This window comes from Streptomyces sp. PKA51, assembly GCF_057552455.1.
Genome location: NZ_BAAJPZ010000006.1, coordinates 168,457 through 188,489, shown reverse-complemented (window position 1 = coordinate 188,489; position 20,033 = coordinate 168,457). Strand labels below are relative to the sequence as shown.

Genomic DNA, 20,033 nt, shown 5'->3' with positions numbered 1-20,033 from the left:
GGACCGCGCCGCGCGGAGGCACGAGGCAGGCGTGGCAGGCGTGCAGGAGATGCACGCGGCAGGCATGCAGGAAGGGCAGGCGGGCGCGGATGCGCCTGCCTGCCCTTCGGTGCGGTGCCGGGGGCTACCTCAGCGGGTGCTGTTGCGGAAGCCGATGATCACGGCGCCCCACCAGCAGATCTGGGAGATCACGGCCGTGGCGCCGCCCCAGGCCAGCAGGGCGTTGGTCGGGCCGCCGGCGCGCCGCTCGGCCTGCTCGGCCATGCGGCGGTCCAGCAGGCCCGCCTGCAGGCCGTTCAGCGTGAGCACGAGGACCAGCACCATCTTGATCAGGGTGGGCGTCGCGAAGGGGTTCGGGTGCAGGAACAGGCCGCTGAAGACCAGGCCCGCCAGGCCGGCCCAGATGGGCACGTGCAGGCGGCTGGTGTTGCCGAGGGCCTCGGGGAGGGTGCAGCGTCCGGTCATCCACAGCAGGCCCCAGTAGTCGGCCACCAGGACGGCGCCGAAGCCGAGCACGAGGGTCGACAGGTGGACGAACAGCGCCACGGAGTGCAGCGAGGCGTCGGCCTGCAGGTGCATGGCGACCCACACGGCCGCGGCCCAGGCGACGCAGATGGCCGCGCCGGCGGCGCCGACCGTCCGCCAGGAGTCGTACAGGCCGAGCCGGGGCCGGGCGTGCCGGCCGGCGGGGGCGGTGGTGGGACGGAGCGCACGGGGCGCCCGCAGCGGGGGAACGACGGTCAGGGACGATTCCGACGGCAGAGCGGCCACGTGATTGCTCCAAACAACCTGCAAAGGGCAAGGTCTTTCTCGATGAGATGAGTGCGCCTTTGTTTAGGCGCTCCTTAACCTCAGCATTATCCGGCCGGAAGGTCAAGCCTCCCAGGTCGGAGCGGGAATTCGGAGAATTCCGATCTTTGAATTGAAGCCCTGTGCGGATGCTTACAGAATTGCGAATGTCACATTCTGCGGGAAAAACTCGGTTGCCTCGGCGAACGAAAAAGCCCCCGGCGGCGCCCCGCGGCGACTGCCGGGGGACGCCGCCGGGGGCGGCCTGCGGGCGGCGCGCTCGGCGCCGCCCGCGGGAGAAGGCTCAGCCGGCCTCCACGGCCTGCGCCTCGGCCTCGCGCTTGGTGCGCTCGACCCGGCCGCGGACGAGGAACCAGCCGCCGACGAGGGCCGCGAGGATCAGCGGCAGGCACAGCACCGTGGTGCGGCCGGCGCCCGGCTCGGAGGCCATCAGGCCCAGCACACCGGCCAGGAAGACCAGCGTGACGATCTGGGTGTAGGGCGCCCAGGGCAGCTTGTACCCGGGGCGGGTGACCCGGCCGTCCTTGGAGCGGCGCCAGAACAGCAGGGAGCAGACCATGATCATGCCCCAGGTGCCGATGATGCCGATCGCGGCGAAGTTCAGCACGATCTCGAAGGCGTCCGCCGGGACCACGAAGTTCAGGCCGACACCCAGCACGCAGAAGAACGCGGTGAGCAGGATGCCGCCGTAGGGCACCTGGCCCTTGTTCATCAGGCCGGTGAACTTCGGCGCGGAGCCGGACATGGCCATCGAGCGCAGGATGCGGCCGGTGGAGTACAGGCCGGAGTTCAGGCTGGAGAGGGCCGCGGTCAGGACGACGAGGTTCATCACGCCGGCCGCGTACGGCACGCCGATCTTGGACAGGACGGTGACGAAGGGGCTCTCGCCGGCGTGGTAGGCGGTGTACGGCAGCAGCACCGCGAGCAGGATGACCGAGCCGACGTAGAACAGGCCCACGCGCCACATGATCGAGTTGATCGCCTTCGGCATGATCTTCTCGGGGTTCTTCGTCTCACCGGCGGCGACGCCGCACAGCTCGACGGAGGCGTAGGCGAAGACGACGCCCTGGACGACCATCAGCATCGGCATGATGCCGGTCGGGAAGATGCCGCCGTGGTCCAGGATGTTGGCCAGACCCGGCGTGGTGTCGCCGACCTTGTGCTGGCTGGCCAGCAGGAAGATGCCGACGACCATGAAGATGGTGATCGCCGCGACCTTGACGATCGCGAACCAGAATTCCATCTCGCCGAAGTACTTCACCGAGATGAGGTTCACCGTGAGTACGACGGCCAGGGCGATCAGCGCCAGCACCCACTGCGGAATGCTGCTGAACATGTGCCAGTAGTGCGTGTACGTGGCGACTGCCGTGATGTCGGCGATGCCGGTGGTGGCCCAGTTCAGGAAGTAGAGCCAGCCGGCGGTGAAGGCGCCCTTCTCGCCCATGAACTCACGGGCGTAGGAGACGAAGGCGCCGGAGGACGGGCGGTAGAGCACGAGCTCGCCCAGTGCCCGCACGACGAAGAAGGCGAAGAGGCCGCAGACGGCGTACGCGATGAAGAGGGAGGGGCCCGCGCTGGCGAGGCGGCCACCGGCACCGAGGAAGAGGCCGGTGCCTATGGCGCCACCGATGGCGATCATGTTGACGTGGCGGGACTTGAGGTCCTTGCTGTAGCCCGCGTCGCCGGCGTCGACGTGCGCGGACGCCGCGGCAGCGGGCGCGTCGAGCTGGGGGTCGGCCGCAGTGAGGGTGCGGTCACTCATGTAGTGCTTCGCCTTCTTTGGAGGGGGGCAGGACCGGGCGGCACGAAGTGGCGATCGTGGGGGTGATCATTCGTGCGCCCGGAACCCGCGGGCGGCAGGCGATGCCGCTCGCGGGGAGCTGGAACGTACGCGGAGCGGCCGGTCAGGCCGGGTGCGCTAACCGCGCGACAACCGCAGCGCCCACGCGGCGACGCGAGGGCGTCGGGCGTGCGGCACTGCACCGGATGTCGGACACGTTCATGCCGTGAATGGTGAGAGGCGCGTAAGCACGGCGTCAAGAGTTAACCGGAACTTGATTTATCTGTTCAGTTACGCTACGCGATTGATCATCCGCGGTCGCCGGAGCCGTTTCCGCTGATCACCGGGATCTGCTCCACCAGGTGCGACAACGGATCGTCACCGTCGTTGATCTCGGAGTTGTCCGCGCACTGCTGCTGTTGCTGCGAGGTGAGAAGGGGCACGTCCTGGATCCCGATGTTGATCAGCAACAGGAGCGACTGGATCCCCGCCCCGCCCACCCCGACGCACAGCTTCTCGGCGGTGCTCTGGATCGCCGACATCTGCGGGCTGCGCTCGCCCCCGGTCACCGTCCCTCCGTGCACCGTCCGGGCGCCATTGGCGTTGGCGCCCGGCATGTCGTCGCCGATCGCCACCGCCGGGGCGGCGGCGGCCCCCACGGCGGTGGCCGTAAGGGCGACGGTGGTGAGAACTCTGTGGAGCACGGCCCTGCCCTTCACCTGAGGTCTGCGCCTCCCGGGCGGAAGGCGCCCTGCCCAACTGCGGCGTCCTCCGTTGGTTCCGAACACTCACTCGTTCGCCCCACGCCCCGGGCCCGGGGCGGCGTCATCAGTGGGTGCGCGTGAGGAACTCCAGGTTGTGACCGTCGGGGTCGAGGACGTAGAAGCCGCGGCCGCCGGCAAGGTGGTTGATCTCGCCGGGCGTGCGGTGGTACGGGTCGGCCCAGTAGGTCAGGCCGCGCTCCTGGACCCGGGCGAAGATCTCGTCGAAGTGCTCGTCGGTGACCCGGTAGCAGAAGTGCTGCTGCACGATCTCCCCGGCCGGGACGATGTGGTCGGCGTAGTCGATGGTCACGCCGCCGGCCAGGCGCACGGCCGCGAACGGACCGTTGACCTCCGGGTCGGGAGCGCCGATCAGCTCGGTGAGGAAACGGGCTCCGGTGAAGCGGTGGGTGCTGTTGACGACGGTGTGGTCGAGATGGACGTTCACGGCTTCTCCTCGATCGGTGGGTCATCCCCACTGTAAGGACTGCTCTCGGCTTGCACCCATGACATTACGCAAGCTGACGACGTCTCACATCGGACCTTCGGCCTAAGCCCGTCCGCCCAGGTCGCAGGGCGGATCCGGCTACGCCGCGCCCATCATGCGGCAAATGCCGGTCTGATGAGCATTTATTACTACGCTTTCCTCCCTCGGCCTCGCCGCCTCCCCCGGCCCGCCCGAATCCGCGAAGGACGCCCCGCGATGCTCCTCCACCGGACCCAGCGGTTCCCCCTTGCCCGTGCCCTGCGCACTCCGCGCCGCGCCGTGGCCCTGCTCCTCGCCCTGTTGCTGCTGGCCCTCGCGGCCGCCGTCGGCGGCCACGGCGTCGGCGAGCGCCTGGCCCCCGGCGGCTGGACGCCGGCCGACGCGCCCTCCACCCGGGCCGACGCCTTCCTCGCCACCCGCTTCGGCGCCGGCCAGCCGCACCTTGTGCTGCTGGCCACCGCGCCGCAGGGCGTCGATGCGCCCGCCGCCACCCGCGAGGGCCGGGCGCTGAGCGACCGCATCGCCCGCGACCCGCGCACCGCCTGGGTGCGCGGCTACTGGCCGCACGCCCTCACGGAGCTGCGCAGCCGCGACGGGCGCAGCGCCACGGTGGCCGTGCGGTTCCGCGGGGACGAGAAGGCCGTGCTGGCGGCGGCCAAGGCGATCACCGCGCGCGAGAGCGGGCGCGCGGGACCGCTGCAGGTCTCGGTCGCCGGCGAGGCGGCGCTGTCCGCCGAGATGGAGCGGCTGAGCACCCGCGGGGCCATGATCGCCGAGATCGTCATCGCCCCGCTGGTCCTGCTCATCATGCTGTGGATCTTCGGCAGTCTGGTGGCGGCCCTGCTGCCGGTGGCGGTCGGCGCGTTCGCCGTCGTCACCACGACCGCGCTGCTGCGGCTGCTGAGCGAGGTGACGACCGTCTCGGTGTTCGTCCTGAACATCGCCACCGCCCTGGGCTTCGGCCTGGCCGTCGACTACTGCCTGCTGATGGTCAGCCGCTACCGGGAGGAGCTCGCCGCCGGCGCGAGCCCGGTGCGGGCCGCCGAGCGGGTGCTCGCCACCGCGGGGCGCGCGGTGGCCTGCTCGGCGACCACCGTGGCCGCGGCCCTGGGCGCCCTGCTGGTCTTCCCGCTGCCGCTGACGCGGTCGCTGGCCCTGGGCGGGGCGGCGGTGGCGCTGTGCTCGGCCGCCGGTGCCCTGGTGCTGCTGCCGGTGCTGCTGGTGCTGCTGGGCGAGCGGGTCAACCGCTACGACCTGTTCGCCCGCTGGCGCCGCGGGGCGGGCCGGAAGGTGGCCGAGGGCCGCTGGTACCGGCTGGCGATGTGGGTCACCCGGCGGCCCGCCGCGGTCGCCGTGGGCACCCTGCTGCTGCTCGGACTGCTGGCGGCACCCGGTGCCCAGGCCCGGTTCGGGATGTACGACGACCGGATCCTTCCCCCCTCCTCGCCGGTGGCCCGGGCCTCGCAGCGGCTGCGCACCGGCTTCGCCGGGGACGGCGGCACCGCGGCGAGCGTCGTCCTGCCGGGCGTGCGCGTGGCGGGGCCGGGGACGGCCGTGCCGGCCCCCGTGCAGGAGCGGGCCGCGCGCGCGGCCCGGCCGGCGCCGGCGAGGGCGACCGCTGCGGTGGACGCCTACGCCACGCGGCTGTCCCGGCTGCCGGGCGTACGCCAGGTGAGCACCGCCACCGGCGTCTACCGCGGCGGCCGGCACGTCGGCGCGGGCGGGCCGTGGGCGGCGGGGTTCACCGGAGCGGCCGGCACCTGGCTGAGCGTGACGCCGAGCACCACCTCCGCCCTGTCCCCGGACGGCCGGATGCTGACCCGGCGGCTGCGCGCTGAGCCGGCCCCGACGCGGGCGGCCCTGGTCGGCGGCCCGGGGGCACGGCTGACCGACACCGAGGACGCGCTGGGCACCCGGCTGCCGGCCGCCGTGGCCCTGACGGTGGCCGCCACGCTCGCGCTCCTGTTCACCTACACGCGCAGTGTGCTGGTGCCCCTGAAGGCCGTGCTGCTCAACGCGCTGAGTCTGGCGGCGACGTTCGGCGTCGTCGTCGCGGTCTTCCAGCAGGGCCGGCTGGAGGTGCTGCTGGGCCCCCTGCACGGGCCGCCCACCACCGACGTGATCATTCCGGCGGTGATGTTCTGCACGGCCTTCGGGCTGTCCATGGACTACGAGGTCTTCCTCCTCTCGCGCATCCTGGAGGAGCACCGGCGCGGCACGCCCACGGGGACGGCGGTCGCCGTCGGACTGCAGCGCACCGGGCGCCTGTTCACCTCCGCCGCGCTGGTCTTCGCCGTCGTCATGGCCTCCCTGGCCGCCTGCGACCTGGTGATGCTGCAGCTGATGGGCTTCGGGCTGGCCGTGGCCGTCCTGCTGGACTGCACGCTGGTGCGGGCCCTGCTGGTGCCCGCCGTGATGTCCCTGGCCGGCCGTGCCAACTGGTGGCCGGCCGGCCGCCGCCGCAGCGGCCCGGGCGCCCCCGTCGCGGACGCGGGCGCATGCCCGGTGCCCGCGCCCGGGCGGACGCCCGTGCGCTGAGCGGTACCGGGATGCGCGCCTGCACGGGGTGAAATCCGCCGCGCCTGCCGGGGACGGCCGTCGCCCGGCCGCATACTGCGATCACGGCCCGCGGTCCGGGGCCGGTGGTCAGGAGGGCCTGCGTGTCATGATCAGCACTTCACTCGCGGCACGGCCGACCCGCCGCCGACTGCTCTGCGCGCTTGCGGCCGCCGGCGGTCTGGGCACGGTCGGCGGTCCGGTGGCGCGTGCCGCTGCCGAGCCGGGCCCGCCGGCGGGCGGCACCCGGGGGCACATGACCACCCGGGCCGTTGACCCCGATCCGCAGCGCGCGCGGGAGATCCGCGCGGAGTTCGTGCACGCCTGGCAGGGCTACAAGCGCCACGCCTGGGGCCACGACGAGCTGCTGCCGCTCTCCGGCGGGCACCAGGAGTTCTTCGCCCGCGGCCGGCCGGTGGGCCTGTCCATCGTCGAGGCGCTCGACACCCTGTACGTCATGGGGCTGGACGCCGAGGTCGAGGAGTGCGTGGAGTGGATCGAGGACCGGCTGGACTTCGACCTCGACGCCGACTTCCAGGTCTTCGAGGCCACGATCCGCCTGGTGGGCGGGCTGCTGGCGGGCTACGCCGCCACCGGCGTGCGCACCCTGCTGGAGCTGGCCGCGGACCTCGCCGACCGGATGCTGCCGGCCTTCACCCGCTCGCCGACCGGCATGCCCTACCGCTTTGTGAACCTGCGCACCGGCCGGGTCTCGGGCGCCGTCCTTCCGGTGGCGGAGATCGGCACCAACATCCTGGAGTTCGGGGTGCTCTCCGAGCTGACCGGGGACGCACGCTACCGGCGGGCCGCCAAGCGGGCGCTGGGCGCGGTGGTGGAGCGGCGCTCCTCCCTGGACCTGATCGCCACCGCCATGAACGTGGAGACCGGCGAGTGGACCGACCGCGAGGGCATCGGCGTCGACCCGCCCGTGGACTCCTTCTACGAATACCTGTGGGGCGCCTGGGAGATGTTCGGCGACCGGGACTGCCGTGACTGGTTCCGCCTGTTCGCCTCCTCCCTGGAGCGGTACCAGGCCGAGCGGGTGGACGGCCGGCTGTGGTTCCGCCACGTCGACTTCCGCACCGGGGAGGTCCTCGGCCGCCGCCAGTCCTCGCTGGCCGTGGCGATCCTGCCGGTGGGCGGCGCCAACTCCCTGGCCGCGGACTACTACCGCTCGTGGACGGCCGTGCTGGAGAAGTACGAGGTGATCCCCGAGCTGATCGACTACGGCCGGCTCGCCGCGCTGGACCGGCGCAATCTGCTGCGCCCGGAGTACGCCAACTGTGCCTTCGAGCTGTACTGGCAGACCGGTGACCCCTCGTACCGCCGGACCGCCTGGCAGTACTTCGAGAACCTGCGCCGGCACCACCGCGTCGACGGCGGCTACGCCGTGGTCACCGACCTCACCCGCCGTCCCATGACCAAGGGCGACCACTGCCCCGCGTACGTCTTCGCCGAGAACTTCAAGTGGCTCTACCTGCTGTTCTCCGGCACCCCGCGCTTCGACTACCGCACCGGCTACCTCAGCACCGAGGGCAAGGTGCTGCGCGGGCTGCGCCGCACCCGGTCCTGACGGGCGATCAGGCAACCGCCGGGCCCCCGGCGGCGTCCTGTGGGACGAGAGCTGCCGCCGGAGACGGCCGGCGGTACGGGGGATCCACGGGGGTCGTGGCATGTCCACTGCTGTCACCAAACAGGAAGCCGTTGCCGAGCTCGTACCCTTCCTCGACGCGCTGCGCGTGCCGCCGGTGCTGCGGCCCGGCCGGGCCGAGGCACTGCGCGGCATCGAGATCGAACTGACCACCACCTGGGTGCGGCTGCACTCCCAGCTGCCGCCCACCCGCATGTGGACCTACGAGGGCCACTTCCCGGGGCCGACGATCGAGGTGCGCCGCGGCCGGCGGCTGCGCGTGGCCTGGACCAACCGGCTGACCGGGCCGCACCCGGTCGTGGCCGTGGAGGTCCCGCCCGTGCCGGGCGCACCCGATCCGGCCGACGTACCCGGCCGCGGCGGCGCCGAGCCGCTGGCCGACGTGGCCGCGCTGCCGCCGTGGGCGGTCACGCACGTGCACGGCGCGCGCACCGGCGGCGGCAACGACGGCTGGGCGGAGAACGCGGTCTCGCCCGGCGACAGCCAGCTGTCGGAGTACCCCAACGACCATCCCGCGGTGGCCTGGTGGTACCACGACCACGCCATGGACATCACCCGCTGGAACGTCTTCGCGGGCCTGGCCGGGATGTACCTGGTGCGCGACGAGGAGGAGGACGCCCTGCGGCTGCCCCGCGGCGAGCGGGAGATCCCGCTCATCCTGCAGGACCGCAACCTCGACCAGGACGAGGACGGCCGGCCGACCGGCGCCCTGCTGCACAAGACGGTGGTGCTCGGGCAGGACGCCCACGGGCGGAACGTCACCCGGGCCTTCACCGGCCCGTACACCCTGGTCAACGGCGTCATCTGGCCGCACCTGGACGTCGGTGCCCGCTGGTACCGCTTCCGCCTGCTCAACGCCGCGAACGCGCGCGGCTACCGGCTGCGGCTGGTGGACGACGAGAGCGGGCAGCCGGTGCAGGGGGTGCTGTGGCAGATCGGCACGGACGGCGGGCTGCTGCCCCGCCCGCTCGCGCTGGACGCGCCCCTGCCGGTGGCGCCCGCCGAACGGATCGACCTGCTGGCCGACTTCCGCGCCCTGCGGGGCCGCAGGCTGCGCCTGGTGGACGACACCACGGGCGTGCGCCACCCGCAGGTGATGCAGTTCCGCGTGGGGGCCGCGGCGGTGCACGACTCCTTCGTCCTGCCGCAGGTGCTCTCGCCGTCCTTCCGCCGGATCACCCACGACGACGCCCCCGGACACGCCCACCGGATGGTCGTCATCACCCCGCCCGGTACGGACGGCAGTGCCCACCCGGAGCTGTGGGAGATGCACCCGGTGGCCGACGGCTCGGTGACGGCGCCCGGCACGGGCGTGATCCAGTTCGAGGGCGCCGACGGCACCCTGCACACCTACGTCAGGGGCGCCCGGGCCTTCGACGACGCGCTCGGCTACATGGTCGAGCACGACGGCTGGGAGCAGTGGAGCTTCCTGAACCTCGGCGGCCCGGCCCACCCGATGCACATCCACCTGGTGGACTTCCAGATCCTGCGCCGCGACCTGTACCCGGCGGCCACCGCCTTCGACCCGGCCCTGGGCGGCACCCGCACCCCGCTGCAGCACACCGGCACGGTGCCCGTGGCATCGACGGAGGCGGGCTGGAAGGACACCGTCCTGGTGCCGGCCGGGCAGATGGTGAGCGTGCTGGGCCGCTTCCACGGCGCCAAGGGCCGCTTCATGTACCACTGCCACCTGCTGGAGCACGAGGACATGGGGATGATGCGGCCGTTCGTGGTCATGCCGCCGGAGGTGATGCGGTTCCACCACGGGGGTGCGGAGAGCCACCCCCACCACGCCGGCCGCGCCGGCTGATTCCCGGCTCCGGTGGGGGCGGCCGCTCCTCGTCCGCTGCCTCGGGCCTCAGCCCTCGGCGGGCAGGTGTTCGAGGAAGTCCAGCAGGGCCTCGTTGACCTCCTGGGGGCGCTCCTGCTGGGTCCAGTGGCCGCACCCGGGAAGGGTCAGGCTGCGGTGCAGCCGGGGCAGTTGCTGGTCCAGTGAGGCGATGAGGAGGTCCATGCCGGGGAAGGAGCGCACCAGATCGCGGTCGCCCGCGACGTAGAGGGCGGGCACCTCGATGCGGCGGCCGTCGAAGGGGGCGAGCAGCTCGAAGTTGCGGTCGATGTTGCGGTACCAGTTGAGCCCGCCGGTGAAGGCGCGTGCGCCGTGGGTGGCGTACTCCTGCACGAAGGTGTCGATGTCCTCCTCGGTGAGCCACGCGGGGAGTTCCTTCGGCTCCGGCATCGTGTCCAGGAGGGTCTGCCCCTGGGGAATCACCCAGGGGCGCGGGGGGTCGGTGGCCGGGCTCTGGCCCGAGGCGCCCGCGAGCAGGCTGCGGAAGGTGCGGGCGGGATCCTGCACGAGCTCGGCGTCGGCGCGGCCGGGCTCCTGGAAGTAGATCTGGTAGAAGCCGTCCCCGAGCAGGGCGCGCAGGGCCGGCAGCGGTGGCTGGGTGCCGCGCGGGACGGGCGGGACGCTCAGCCCCGCCACGCCGCGGACGACGTCCGGGCGCAGCAGGGCGGTCGTCCAGGCGACCGGCGCGCCCCAGTCGTGTCCGACGACCACGGCGCGCTCCTCCCCCAGGGCGTGGATCAGGGCGATCACGTCGCCGGTCAGGTGCGCCATGGTGTAGGCGCCGATGTCGTCGGGCTGCTCGCTGCGGGCGTACCCGCGCTGGTCGGGGGCGACCACGCGGTAGCCGGCCGCGGCCAGCGGGGCGAACTGGTGCCGCCAGGAGTACCAGCTCTCCGGGAAGCCGTGCAGGAGCAGGACCAGTGGCCCCTGCCCCTGTTCGGCGATGTGCAGCCTGATGCCGTTGACCTCTACGTCCCTGTGCTCGACCGTGCCGGTCACGTGCCCTCCTGCCGTCCGCCTCGTGGGCCGTGCGGGTGCCGGGCCCTGACGTGCCCAACGAGGCGGGGTGCCCCGGGTGTTCCCGGGCGGGCGCGGTGGCTTCAGTCGCGGTGGCAGCGGCGGATGAGCGAGCGCACGGCCTTGCAGGTGGTGTCGGAGGGGCGGTGCACCCCGATCTGCTCGGCGGCGACGCGTATGCGGCGGTCGGTGGCGCGGTCCGCGGTGTAGACGCCGGAGTGGAGCAGGGCGATCGTCAGGCGCATGGCCTTCAGCTGGCGGTTGTGGGACTCGTACCAGGCGCGCGGGTGCCCGGCGGGCAGGCGCTTGGGCGGCAGCGTGGGCAGGGTCGGCAGGTTGGGCAGCGGGGTCGGGGCAGCGGCCATGGGGCGTCCTCCAGAGGCGGTCGTGCAACCCTCTTTCTTACGCTCCATTTTACTGCGGGGCACTGACAATCGACCCTGGTCAGCCCGGGTTTGGGCGGGGTACGGCGACGGCCCCGGCCAAGGGCCGGGGCCGTGCTTCGGCGTGCGCTGCTCGTTACTTGTGCGCGGCGACCCGGGGGGTCGCCGGGCAGGCGATGTCGGTGCCGGTCTGGTAGATGCCGTCCTTCTTGGCCTGACCGCCCTGGTACTCGTAGTAGAGGTACGAGTAGAACTCGATGCGACGGCTGGGGCCGCAGGCCGAGTCGGGGGCGATCTGGTAGGTGATCTTGGCGGTGCGGCTGGCGCCCGGGACGACGGGGACGTTGTAGCGCAGGGTGCCGGTCGTCGGCGTGACGTCGCACTGGACGGTGTCGCCGGTGCAGGTCTTCAGGGCGTACTTCAGGCCCGGGTCCTGCGAGGTGTTCCACGTCGGCTGCAGCGACTGGTAGACGAACTGGGTGTTCGTCGTCTGGTCGTTGGTGAAGGTGAGGGTGATGGTCACCGTGGAGCCGGGCGTGGCGCTGGCCTTGTCGACGGTGAGCGTCATGGGCGCGGGCGCCGCCGAGGCGGGCTGGACCATCCCGGACAGGCCGGCGGCGAGGGCGAGGACGGCGGACAGACCGAAGCGTCTGAGGCTGTGAGAGCGCATGGCCGAGGAGAGTAGGCACGCGCATGCCGTATGACAGCACCGCCCGAACGACACCGGCCACGCCCGATCGCTTCCGGCACGGTTCCGTTGCTGGTGTGAGGCCTGATGCGGCACGGGCACATGCGTACGAGTTGGCCGGGACGTGTCGGTCGGTGCGGGTGGTGAGGCCGGTGCGTCCGGCCGTCCGGGGCCCGCGCGCCCGGCCGGCCGGGCCGCCGCACCGCCGCCGTGCCGACCCGTCAGTCCGCCGCGGCCGCCGCCTGCGGAACCATCGCCTCCTGGCGCTCCTCCTCCACCGCCCGGCGCAGCTGCTCGTCCTCGATCAGGCTGCTGGGGTACAGGGCGCGCCCTGCGGCGTACGCCCCGGCGTAGACGGCGATCAGCTGGCGCACCTTGGCGCTGTCGGCCTGGGACGGCAGCCGGGCGCCGCCGGCGGTGCCCGGCTCGGGCAGGCCGGACCACATCTCCTCGGCGGCGCTCATCAGCTCGTCGGCCTCCTCGCGCAGGCGGTGCCAGGCGCCGTCCCGCAGGGCCTGCTCCATGGCGGAGAGCGACCCGAGGATGGTGACGAAGTCCTCGGCCAGGCGCTCCTCCTCGGGGGTCGGCTCCAGCGCCTTGACTGCCAGCTCGGTTGCGTACATGGACACCTCCACGGACGGGACGGGGGTCGCCGGGTTCAGGTGCGCGATCCCGGCATCCGGCATCGTCGCGCCCCGGGCGCGCGGGTGCGGCCGTTCAGCGTGAGCGCGCTGGCATTTATCACCCGGTCGGCCGAGCGGTGCGCGCCGCCCGCCGGCCGCCCGCCGCAACCCCGCCGCCCGCGGCTCGTTGGCGGGGTGTCATGAGCCGAGCGCACGCCTGCCCTCCGCGCCCCCGGGCGGCGCACCGGACGCTGCTCGCCGCCCTCGCGGCGACCTGCGCCTTCCTGCCGCCGTCGGCACCGTCCGGCGCGCCGCCGCGGGTGCTGGCCGTGCGGCCACTGCCGGCCCTGACGGGCGCGTTCGCCGCGTACGCGGAGCACGGGCGGCCGGACGGGCGCTGGACCGGCGGCGACAGCACGTACTCGGTGCCGGTGCGGGCGGGGCGGCTGTGGGTGTTCTCCGACACCTTCCTCGGCGCCGTCCGCCCGGACGGCTCCCGGCCGCCCGTCGGCGACGGCCGCCCGGGGCCGGACAGCAGCGGTTTCGTGCACAACAGCTTCGTGCTGTGGGACGCCCGCGGCCCGCACACCCTGACCGGGCGCGACCGGGCGGGCCGGCCCGTCTCGCTGGTGCGCGAGGCGGACGGCGACCGGCCCGGCGCCCCCTGGTACTGGGCCCGGGCGGGGCTGCCCGAGGGGGGCGGGGCCGCGGTGGTCTACGCGCGCTACGCCCGCACCGGCCCGGGCCCGCTCGACGTCGCCTGGCGCGGCAACGTCCTCGCGCGCTTCGGCGCCGACAACCTCACGCGGCCCCGAACGCTCACCCCGCTGCCGTCCGCGACCGGTACGGCCTGGGGCGCGTGGCTGCTGCGCGCGGGCGGGTGGACGTACGTCTACGGCACCCGGGCGGCGCCCGGCGGCGGCAGCCGGCTGTACCTGGCGCGGACCTCCGGCCGGGACCTGCGCGGGCCGTGGCGCTACCGGACGGCCGGCGGCGGGTGGTCGGACGCCGAGACGCGCGCGGCGCCGCTGCGCGGCCCGGGCGGGGCGCCGCTGCGGGTCTCGGAGGAGCTCAGCGTCGTGGCGCACGGCGGGTGGTACGCGCTGGTGACGCAGCAGGCCGACGAGGCGCTCAGCCCGCGGATCCAGCTGGCGTGGGCGCGCTCCCCGGGCGGGCCGTTCACCCGGCCCACGACGCTGTACACCGCGCCCGAGGCGGGCCCGCGGGGCACCTACCGGGACGCGGACGTCATCGCCTACAACCCGCACGAGCACCCGGACCTGGAGCGGCCGGGCGAGCTGGTGGTGTCGTACAACGTCAACAGCCTCGACCCGCGGGACGTGATGGCGCGGGCGTCCGTCTACCGGCCGCGCTTCGTGCGCGTCCGGCTGGGCTGAGCCCGGTGCCGGCCGTCACAGCGGGGCGTCGGCCGAAAGGCGCGTCACCCCTGGCAGGTGCTCGTCCAGTTCACCCGGTTCGAACCGGCACATGCCCACCACGTGCCAGAACTCGCCGCCGACGTCCCCGTCGAACTTGTAGCCGCCGGCGGGGTTCAGGGCGGCCCAGCCGCCCGGCACCCCGACGAAGGTGGCCCGGGCGGTCGGGGGCCCCTCCTGCGGCACGGTCCACAGCCGTACGGTGCCGTCCTCGCCGCCGCTGGCCAGCAGGGTGCCGTCCGGGCTGAAGGCCAGGGCGAGGACGCGGCCGGTGTGGCCGGTCAGCCGGGCGGTCTCCTCGCCGCTGAGCGGGTCCCACAGGCGTACGGTCCGGTCGTCGCCGGCGGTGGCCAGCAGCGTCCGGGTGGGGTGGGCGGCGGCCGTCCACACCCGGCCCGTGTGGCCGCGCAGGTGTCTCCAGGGCAGGTTGCCGCGCCAGACGATGGCCGTGCCGTCCCAGGAGGCGCTGGCCAGCCAGGCGTCCCCGGGCCCGTGCACCACGGCGTAGACGCGGTCCTCGTGGCCGGCGAGTTCGGCGGTGAGCGTGCTGTCGGCGAGGTCCCACACGCGCACGATGCGGTCGTCGCAGCCGGTGGCGAGCCGGGTGCCGTCGCCGGTGAAGGAGATCGAGCGCACCCGGCCGCGGTGCTGGGAGAGCGTGGTGACGTGGGCGCCGGTGCTGCGGTACCACAGCCGTACGGTGTCGTCGTCGTTCGCGGTGGCGAGGATCTCGCCGTCGGCGCTGAAGGCCTCGGCCCAGACGTGGTCGGTCTCGGCGTCGATCTCCCGCTGGTACTCGCCGCTGGCCGCGTTCCACAGGTACACGTCGCCGTCGCTGCTGGAGGTGGCCAGCACCGGGGCGCCGGGGGCGAAGACCGCGGAGACCAGGCGGTCGTTGTGGCCGGTGACCTCGCGCAGGCAGCGGCCGGTGACGGGCTCCCACAGCCGCACCACGCCGTCGTTGCCGCAGGCGGCGAGCTGGGTGCCGTCGGCGCTGAAGGCGAGCTGCGAGACCTTGCGCCCGTGGCCGCGCAGGATGCTGCGGCCGCGGCCGGTGCCGGTCTCCCACAGCCGTACGACGCCGTCGTTGCCCGCGGAGACCAGCAGCGGTCCGCCCTCGGAGGGGCCCGCGCCCGCCCGGGGCCGGAAGCGGCAGGCCCACACCGATCCCTGGTGGTCCGCGGGCTGCTGACGCAGCGCCACCGCCGGCGCGCCCCCGGGCTCGGCCCCGGCGGGGGCCGGCGCGCCGGGCGGGGCGACGCGCCAGATGCGCACGGAGCCGTCGCTGCCGCCGGCGGCCAGCAGGGAGCCCTCGGGGTCGAACACCACCTGGTAGACGGCGCCGCCGACGACCAGCGGCGCCCCCTGGGCGCGGCCGGTCAGCGGGTCCCACAGCAGGACGCGGCCCTCGGTGTCGCCGCTGGCCAGCAGGTGCCCGCCGGGGTGGAAGTCGAGGGTGTAGACGCGCCCGGGGTGCCCGGCGCAGGCGTGGCGCAGCCGGCGCCCGGCCACGTCCCAGATGCGCACGGTGCCGCGGCCGCTCTCCCCCATGTCGCCGGTGGCCAGCAGCGTGCCGTCGGGGCTGAAGCGGACGCGGAAGACGGCGCCGTGGTGGCCGGGCAGTTCGCCCAGGAGCCGGCCGGAGGCGGTGTCCCACAGCCGTACGCAGGCCGCGGCGTCGCCGGTGGCCAGCAGGGAGCCGTCGGGGCTGAAGACGGCCGTGTAGACCGGGGCCCGGTGGCCGGCCAGGCGGTGGCCGGCGGCGCCCGAGGCGGTGTCCCACAAGGTGACCAGGCCCTCGGCGTCGCCGGTGGCCAGGCGGGTGCCGCCGGGGTCGAGGGAGACGGGCCAGACGCCGTCGGGGTGGACGCTCAGGCGGTGCAGGCAGGCGCCGGAGACCGGGTCCCACAGGCGTACGGTGCCGTCGGCCCCGCCGGTGGCCAGGACGTCGCCGCGGAACTTCACCGCGTACACCCGGCCCGTGTGCCCGTGCAGGGTGCGCAGGGCGGTGCCGGTGGCGGCGTCGCACACCAGGACGCCGCCGTCCTCGCTGCCGAGGGCGAGCAGTTCGCCGCCGGGGCTGAAGGAGACGGGCTCGGGCAGGCGGCTGGTGCGCATGTCGAAGCCGTAGGGGACGCCGACGGCCGCGGGGCGCAGGCCCGGTTCGGCGGGCAGGCCGGGGGTGACGGCGGCGACGCGCAGCTCCGGGGTGCGCAGGGTCTCCGGCTCGGTGAGGGAGTTGATGAGGGCGGCGCGCTGCCAGCTGCTGTCCGCCACGCGCACCCCGCGCAGGTCGGTGCGCACCAGGCGGGCGCGGCGCAGGTCGGCGCCGCGCAGGTCGGCGCCGGAGAGGTCGGCGTCGTCCAGGCGGGCGCCGGCGAGGCGGGCCTCGCGCAGGACGGCGCCGGAGAAGTCGGCGCCGACGAGGCTGGCGCCGGAGAGGTCGGCGCGGGTGAGGTCGACGCCGGAGAAGTCGCGGTAGGACAGGTCCTCGCCGGCCAGGACGGCGCCGCGCAGGTCGGTGTGGGCGGGCACCCGCAGCCGGCTGAGGATCTTGACGGCGTTGGCGCGGGCGGTCTCGCCGGTGGGGCCCTCGGCGTCCTCGCCCTCGCCGGCCAGGGCGCGTTCGGCCCACTGCTGGCAGGTGCGGTGGTCGGCGATGTCGCACAGGAACTCGACGGCGAGCTGGCTGAGCGGGCGGCGGGCGAGCAGGTCGGCCTCGCCCTGGCCGGGGTCGGCCAGACGGGCCGCGGCCTCGCGGGCGACGAGCCATTCGACGACGGAGCCGTGGATGAAGCGGAAGAGGCCGTCGTCGGTGCGCACCAGCAGGCTGCCGGAGCCGACGGCGTGCGCGGCGTGCGGCACGGAGAGCCTGCTGTCGGCCAGTTCGGCCAGCGCCTCGGCCACGTCGTGGAGCTCGTCCAGGCGCAGGGCGCCCTGGCCGCTCTCCCACAGCCGCAGGGCGAGGGTGGTCACGGCCCGCCACAGCTGGGCCAGGCTCAGGCCGGGGGTGGCGCCGGGGGCGCCCTGGCCGCGGTGCTCCTCGTGGCGCAGCCAGGAGGTGAACACCTCCTCGTACAGCCCGGCCGGGCTCAGGGCGCGGCCGGCGCCGGCGACGGCGCGCAGCCGCTCCTGGTCGAGGTCGGCGACGAAGCTGAGCAGGCGGGGGTTGCGGCACAGGGCGAGCAGGTCGGGGATGCCCTCCAGCAGCCGCACCCGGCGGTCGGCGGCCTGGACGTCGCCGTAGCGGTTGACGAGGTAGGAGCGGATCTGCTGGGGGCTGAACTCCTGGACGGCCAGCAGGCGGCGCTGCGGCAGCAGGCCGACGCGCTCGCCGAGGGCGGTGAGCACCTGGGCCTGGGAGCGGAAGTGCTGGGTGCGGCTGCTGACGACGATCTTGGCGTTGTCGACGGCCGCGTCGAGAAGGACCTGCAGGTGGTCGGCGGCGCGGTCGTAGCTGACCTGGTTGACCAGCTCGTCGAAGCCGTCGAAGAGCAGGACGACGCGGCCCTGGCGGAGCATGTAGCGAAAGGCGCGCAGGTCGATGGTGTCGACGCCGTGGCCGGCGAGGTGCGCGGCGACCAGGCCGTCGAGGGAGTGGGCCTTGTCGAGGGCGTTGAGCTGGATCAGCAGGGGCGCGAGGTGGGGCAGTTCGGCGGGCAGGCGGCGGGCGAGCTCGCGCATGGCGAAGGTCTTGCCGTGCCCGAAGTCGCCGAGCAGCAGCACGAACCGGCCGTGGTCGGCGCCGAGGAGCTGCACGAGGTCGTCGACCAGGCCGTCGCGCTCGGCGCCGCCGGGGCGCTCGAGTTCGCGGTAGCGCTGGGGAAGGTAGAGGCCGGGCAGGTACTGGGGGTCGCTGCTCAGCCGCTCGGTCTGGGCGGCGACGTATGCGCGCAGGTCGAGCAGGCCCTGGAACTCGGTGAAGCTGCGCACCAGCACGCCGCGGCGGCGGGCGTGTTCGCGCAGGGCCCGCTCGGGGGGCGGGCCGTCGTGGACGAGTTCGGCGTCGACGTCGCCGCCGGAGGCGTGCACGTGGTCGATGAAGGCGTCGACGTCCTCGGCCTGCGGGGTGCCGCTGCACACGCCGACGCGCTGCTGGCGCACGAAGCCGGACTCGCTCCAGGTGACCAGCAGGGAGGGCGGGCTGCCGGGGATGCGCCGCAGCTGGACGCCCTCGTGGCGGATCCGGCAGACCTCGGCGACGCGGGAGACGAGGGACTCCAGCGGGCCCTCGACGGCGCGGGCCTCCGCGTCGGCCGTGGGGGGCGCCTGCGTGCCGTCCGCCGGTGTCCCGCCCTGCCCGGTGGCGTCCTCCGTGCCGGGCGCGAGCGCGGCGGTCTGCTGCGGGCCGAAGACCCCGCGGGTGCCGGGCCAGGCGACGGCATAGCGGCGCGGGGTGCCGCCGGGGTTCTCCGGCCAGCGGGTAAAACCTTCCCGGGTGATCTCCAGCAGCCGGTGGCGGCCGGGGGCGGCGGTGCCGAGCACCGGCAGCTCCCGGGCGGCCAGCGGCAGGGCGCCGGCGGCGTCCGGGCTCGCGCCGGGCCGGGGGCCGGTGGCGGGGCCGTGCAGCAGCAGGTGCAGGCGGGGCGCGGTGAGACGGACGAGGACGTCGGTGTCGCGCAGGGGGCCGGCCTCGGTGCGCCGCCCGGTGCCCGTGGGGGCGCCGGCGCGGTCGGTGGTGCCCGGGTGGGGCTCGGGCCGGGCGTCGAGCGGGTGGCGGCCCTCGGGCGGGTGTCTGAGGGCGCCCAGGCGCAGCCAGCCCTCGGCCTCGTAGGGGCGCAGGGCCTGGGCGAACCAGGCGGCCTGCTCGTGGCCGAGCCAGCCGTACTGGTCGTCGGGGCGGTGGCTGTAGGCCATCGAGGAGTTGAGGCCGGCCACGACCGTGCGCAGGGCGGGCACGGGGAAGAGCGTCCAGGGCTGGTCGCTGTCGAAGACGACGTCGAGCCCCTGGTAGAGCTCGCGGAAGAGCCGGGCGTACTGGCGCCACTTGGGCCAGTACGGGGGGCGGGGCTGCAGCTCGTCGGCCTCGCAGTAGTTGAAGTACGCCCGGCAGGCGGCGAGGTTGACGTCCTGGCCGCCGGGGACGACGACGAGCCGGTCGGCGGCCAGTGACAGCCGGGAGCGCAGCCCGGTCAGGAAGGTCAGTGCCTGGTCGCTCTCGCGGGGGCTGCCGGAGGCGGTGAGGTCGCCGGTGACCAGCAGCAGGTCCGGGGCGGGGGCGCCGGCGTCGGTGAGCTCGACGAGGTCGCTCCAGACGGTGGCCTGCAGGTCGGCGGGGTCGGCGCCGCGGCCGAAGCAGGGCCCGGCGAGGTGCAGGACGCTGACGGACTGCCGGGTGCGGGTGTCGGCGCCGGCGCGCGGGTAGCCGGGCGCGGTGGCCGGCCGGCGGCGCCCGGCCCAGCCCGGGGTGCCGGGGGCGTGCCCGTCCCGGGGCGGCGGCAGGGCCGGGGCGCCGGCGGGGCGGACGTCGCCGCCGGGCAGCCCGGGGAAGGCGGGGTGGCGGGTGGGGCGGGCGCGGCCTTCGAGGGCGTGGGCGACGCGGGTCAGCAGCAGGTCGCGGGCGGCGGTGGCGTCGTGGACGCCGACGAGGTCGACATAGGTGATGGTGGCCAGCAGCCCCTCGACGGGGATGTCCTGCACGCGCACGGTGATCAGCCGGCGTTCGGGGGCGTCGGGGTCGGCGCGCAGGGCCGCCTGCCACTCCATGCGTCCGTACCGGGAGCGCTCGTAGTTGCGGGAGAGGACGGCGATGACGGCGGCGGACTCGCTGACCCCACGGTCCATGAAGTCGACGAAGTTGGTGCCGGGGACGAAGTCCCAGGCCTGCAGCACCGTGCGGTAGCCGGCCTCCTCCAACGTCCACGCTATCCACGACGCCCAGTGTTCGTCGGCGGGCGAGTAGCTGACGAAGAAGTCCAACGGCCGGTGCTGCCCGTCGATTCCCTGGGGTGCGACCATGGCCCCATCCTAGGAAGCGGCTCCCGCCCGGTCA

Annotated in this window: 13 protein-coding genes; 4 read left to right on the top strand and 9 right to left on the bottom strand. The window is 74.4% G+C overall.

The genetic code is table 11. From position 1 onward, the window contains the following. Positions 1 to 129: 129 nt before the first annotated feature. The 4 genes from AC27L3_RS12255 to AC27L3_RS12240 form a co-directional block, all read right to left on the bottom strand. Complete coding sequence (locus AC27L3_RS12255; RefSeq protein ID WP_487234042.1) at positions 130 to 771, bottom strand: hypothetical protein; 642 nt, start codon at positions 769 to 771, stop codon at positions 130 to 132. A gap of 322 nt (positions 772 to 1,093) precedes the next feature. After that, a complete protein-coding gene (locus AC27L3_RS12250) occupies positions 1,094 to 2,572 on the bottom strand; it encodes an amino acid permease (RefSeq protein WP_487234041.1) in 1,479 nt (492 codons plus the stop codon). 326 nt (positions 2,573 to 2,898) lie between these two features. Next, a complete protein-coding gene (locus AC27L3_RS12245; RefSeq protein WP_487234040.1) occupies positions 2,899 to 3,294 on the bottom strand; it encodes a rodlin in 396 nt (131 codons plus the stop codon). Positions 3,295 to 3,418: 124 nt separating this feature from the next. Beyond that, positions 3,419 to 3,799 carry a VOC family protein gene (locus AC27L3_RS12240; RefSeq protein WP_487234039.1) on the bottom strand — a complete coding sequence of 127 codons (381 nt, stop codon included), beginning with the start codon at positions 3,797 to 3,799 and terminating at the stop codon, positions 3,419 to 3,421. A 255-nt stretch (positions 3,800 to 4,054) separates the two neighbouring features. Here AC27L3_RS12240 and AC27L3_RS12235 point away from each other — a divergent pair, with 255 nt between their 5' ends. The 3 genes from AC27L3_RS12235 to phsA all read left to right on the top strand — a co-directional run bounded on the left by AC27L3_RS12235 (position 4,055) and on the right by phsA (position 9,855). Then, the gene (locus AC27L3_RS12235; protein ID WP_487234038.1) at positions 4,055 to 6,376 is read left to right on the top strand and encodes an MMPL family transporter; all 2,322 of its coding nucleotides are present in this window, start codon (positions 4,055 to 4,057) and stop codon (positions 6,374 to 6,376) included. 127 nt (positions 6,377 to 6,503) lie between these two features. Next, positions 6,504 to 7,967: a glycoside hydrolase family 47 protein gene (locus AC27L3_RS12230; protein WP_487234037.1), complete on the top strand. Its 1,464-nt coding sequence runs from the start codon at positions 6,504 to 6,506 to the stop codon at positions 7,965 to 7,967. Between the two features lie 100 nt (positions 7,968 to 8,067). Further along, on the top strand, positions 8,068 to 9,855 hold the full coding sequence (gene phsA, locus AC27L3_RS12225; RefSeq protein ID WP_487234036.1) for an O-aminophenol oxidase PhsA: 1,788 nt from the start codon (positions 8,068 to 8,070) through the stop codon (positions 9,853 to 9,855). Between the two features lie 48 nt (positions 9,856 to 9,903). On the opposite strand, the gene AC27L3_RS12220 is transcribed toward phsA, so the two are convergent. From AC27L3_RS12220 to AC27L3_RS12205, 4 genes are all read right to left on the bottom strand, one after another. Then, positions 9,904 to 10,893 (bottom strand): alpha/beta fold hydrolase, encoded by a 990-nt coding sequence (locus tag AC27L3_RS12220; RefSeq protein ID WP_487234035.1) that lies wholly within the window; start codon positions 10,891 to 10,893, stop codon positions 9,904 to 9,906. Between the two features lie 101 nt (positions 10,894 to 10,994). After that, a complete protein-coding gene (locus tag AC27L3_RS12215) occupies positions 10,995 to 11,276 on the bottom strand; it encodes a hypothetical protein (RefSeq protein WP_365964720.1) in 282 nt (93 codons plus the stop codon). Between the two features lie 154 nt (positions 11,277 to 11,430). Beyond that, positions 11,431 to 11,964: a hypothetical protein gene (locus tag AC27L3_RS12210; RefSeq protein ID WP_487234034.1), complete on the bottom strand. Its 534-nt coding sequence runs from the start codon at positions 11,962 to 11,964 to the stop codon at positions 11,431 to 11,433. A 239-nt stretch (positions 11,965 to 12,203) separates the two neighbouring features. After that, the gene (locus AC27L3_RS12205; RefSeq protein ID WP_487234033.1) at positions 12,204 to 12,605 is read right to left on the bottom strand and encodes a hypothetical protein; all 402 of its coding nucleotides are present in this window, start codon (positions 12,603 to 12,605) and stop codon (positions 12,204 to 12,206) included. Between the two features lie 200 nt (positions 12,606 to 12,805). Here AC27L3_RS12205 and AC27L3_RS12200 point away from each other — a divergent pair, with 200 nt between their 5' ends. After that, a complete protein-coding gene (locus AC27L3_RS12200; protein WP_487234032.1) occupies positions 12,806 to 14,002 on the top strand; it encodes a glycoside hydrolase family 183 protein in 1,197 nt (398 codons plus the stop codon). Between the two features lie 15 nt (positions 14,003 to 14,017). Here AC27L3_RS12200 and AC27L3_RS12195 read toward each other — a convergent pair whose 3' ends face one another. Next, positions 14,018 to 19,999, bottom strand: coding sequence for a WD40 domain-containing protein (locus AC27L3_RS12195; RefSeq protein ID WP_487234031.1), 5,982 nt, complete (start codon positions 19,997 to 19,999; stop codon positions 14,018 to 14,020). Between the last annotated feature and the right edge of the window lie 34 nt (positions 20,000 to 20,033).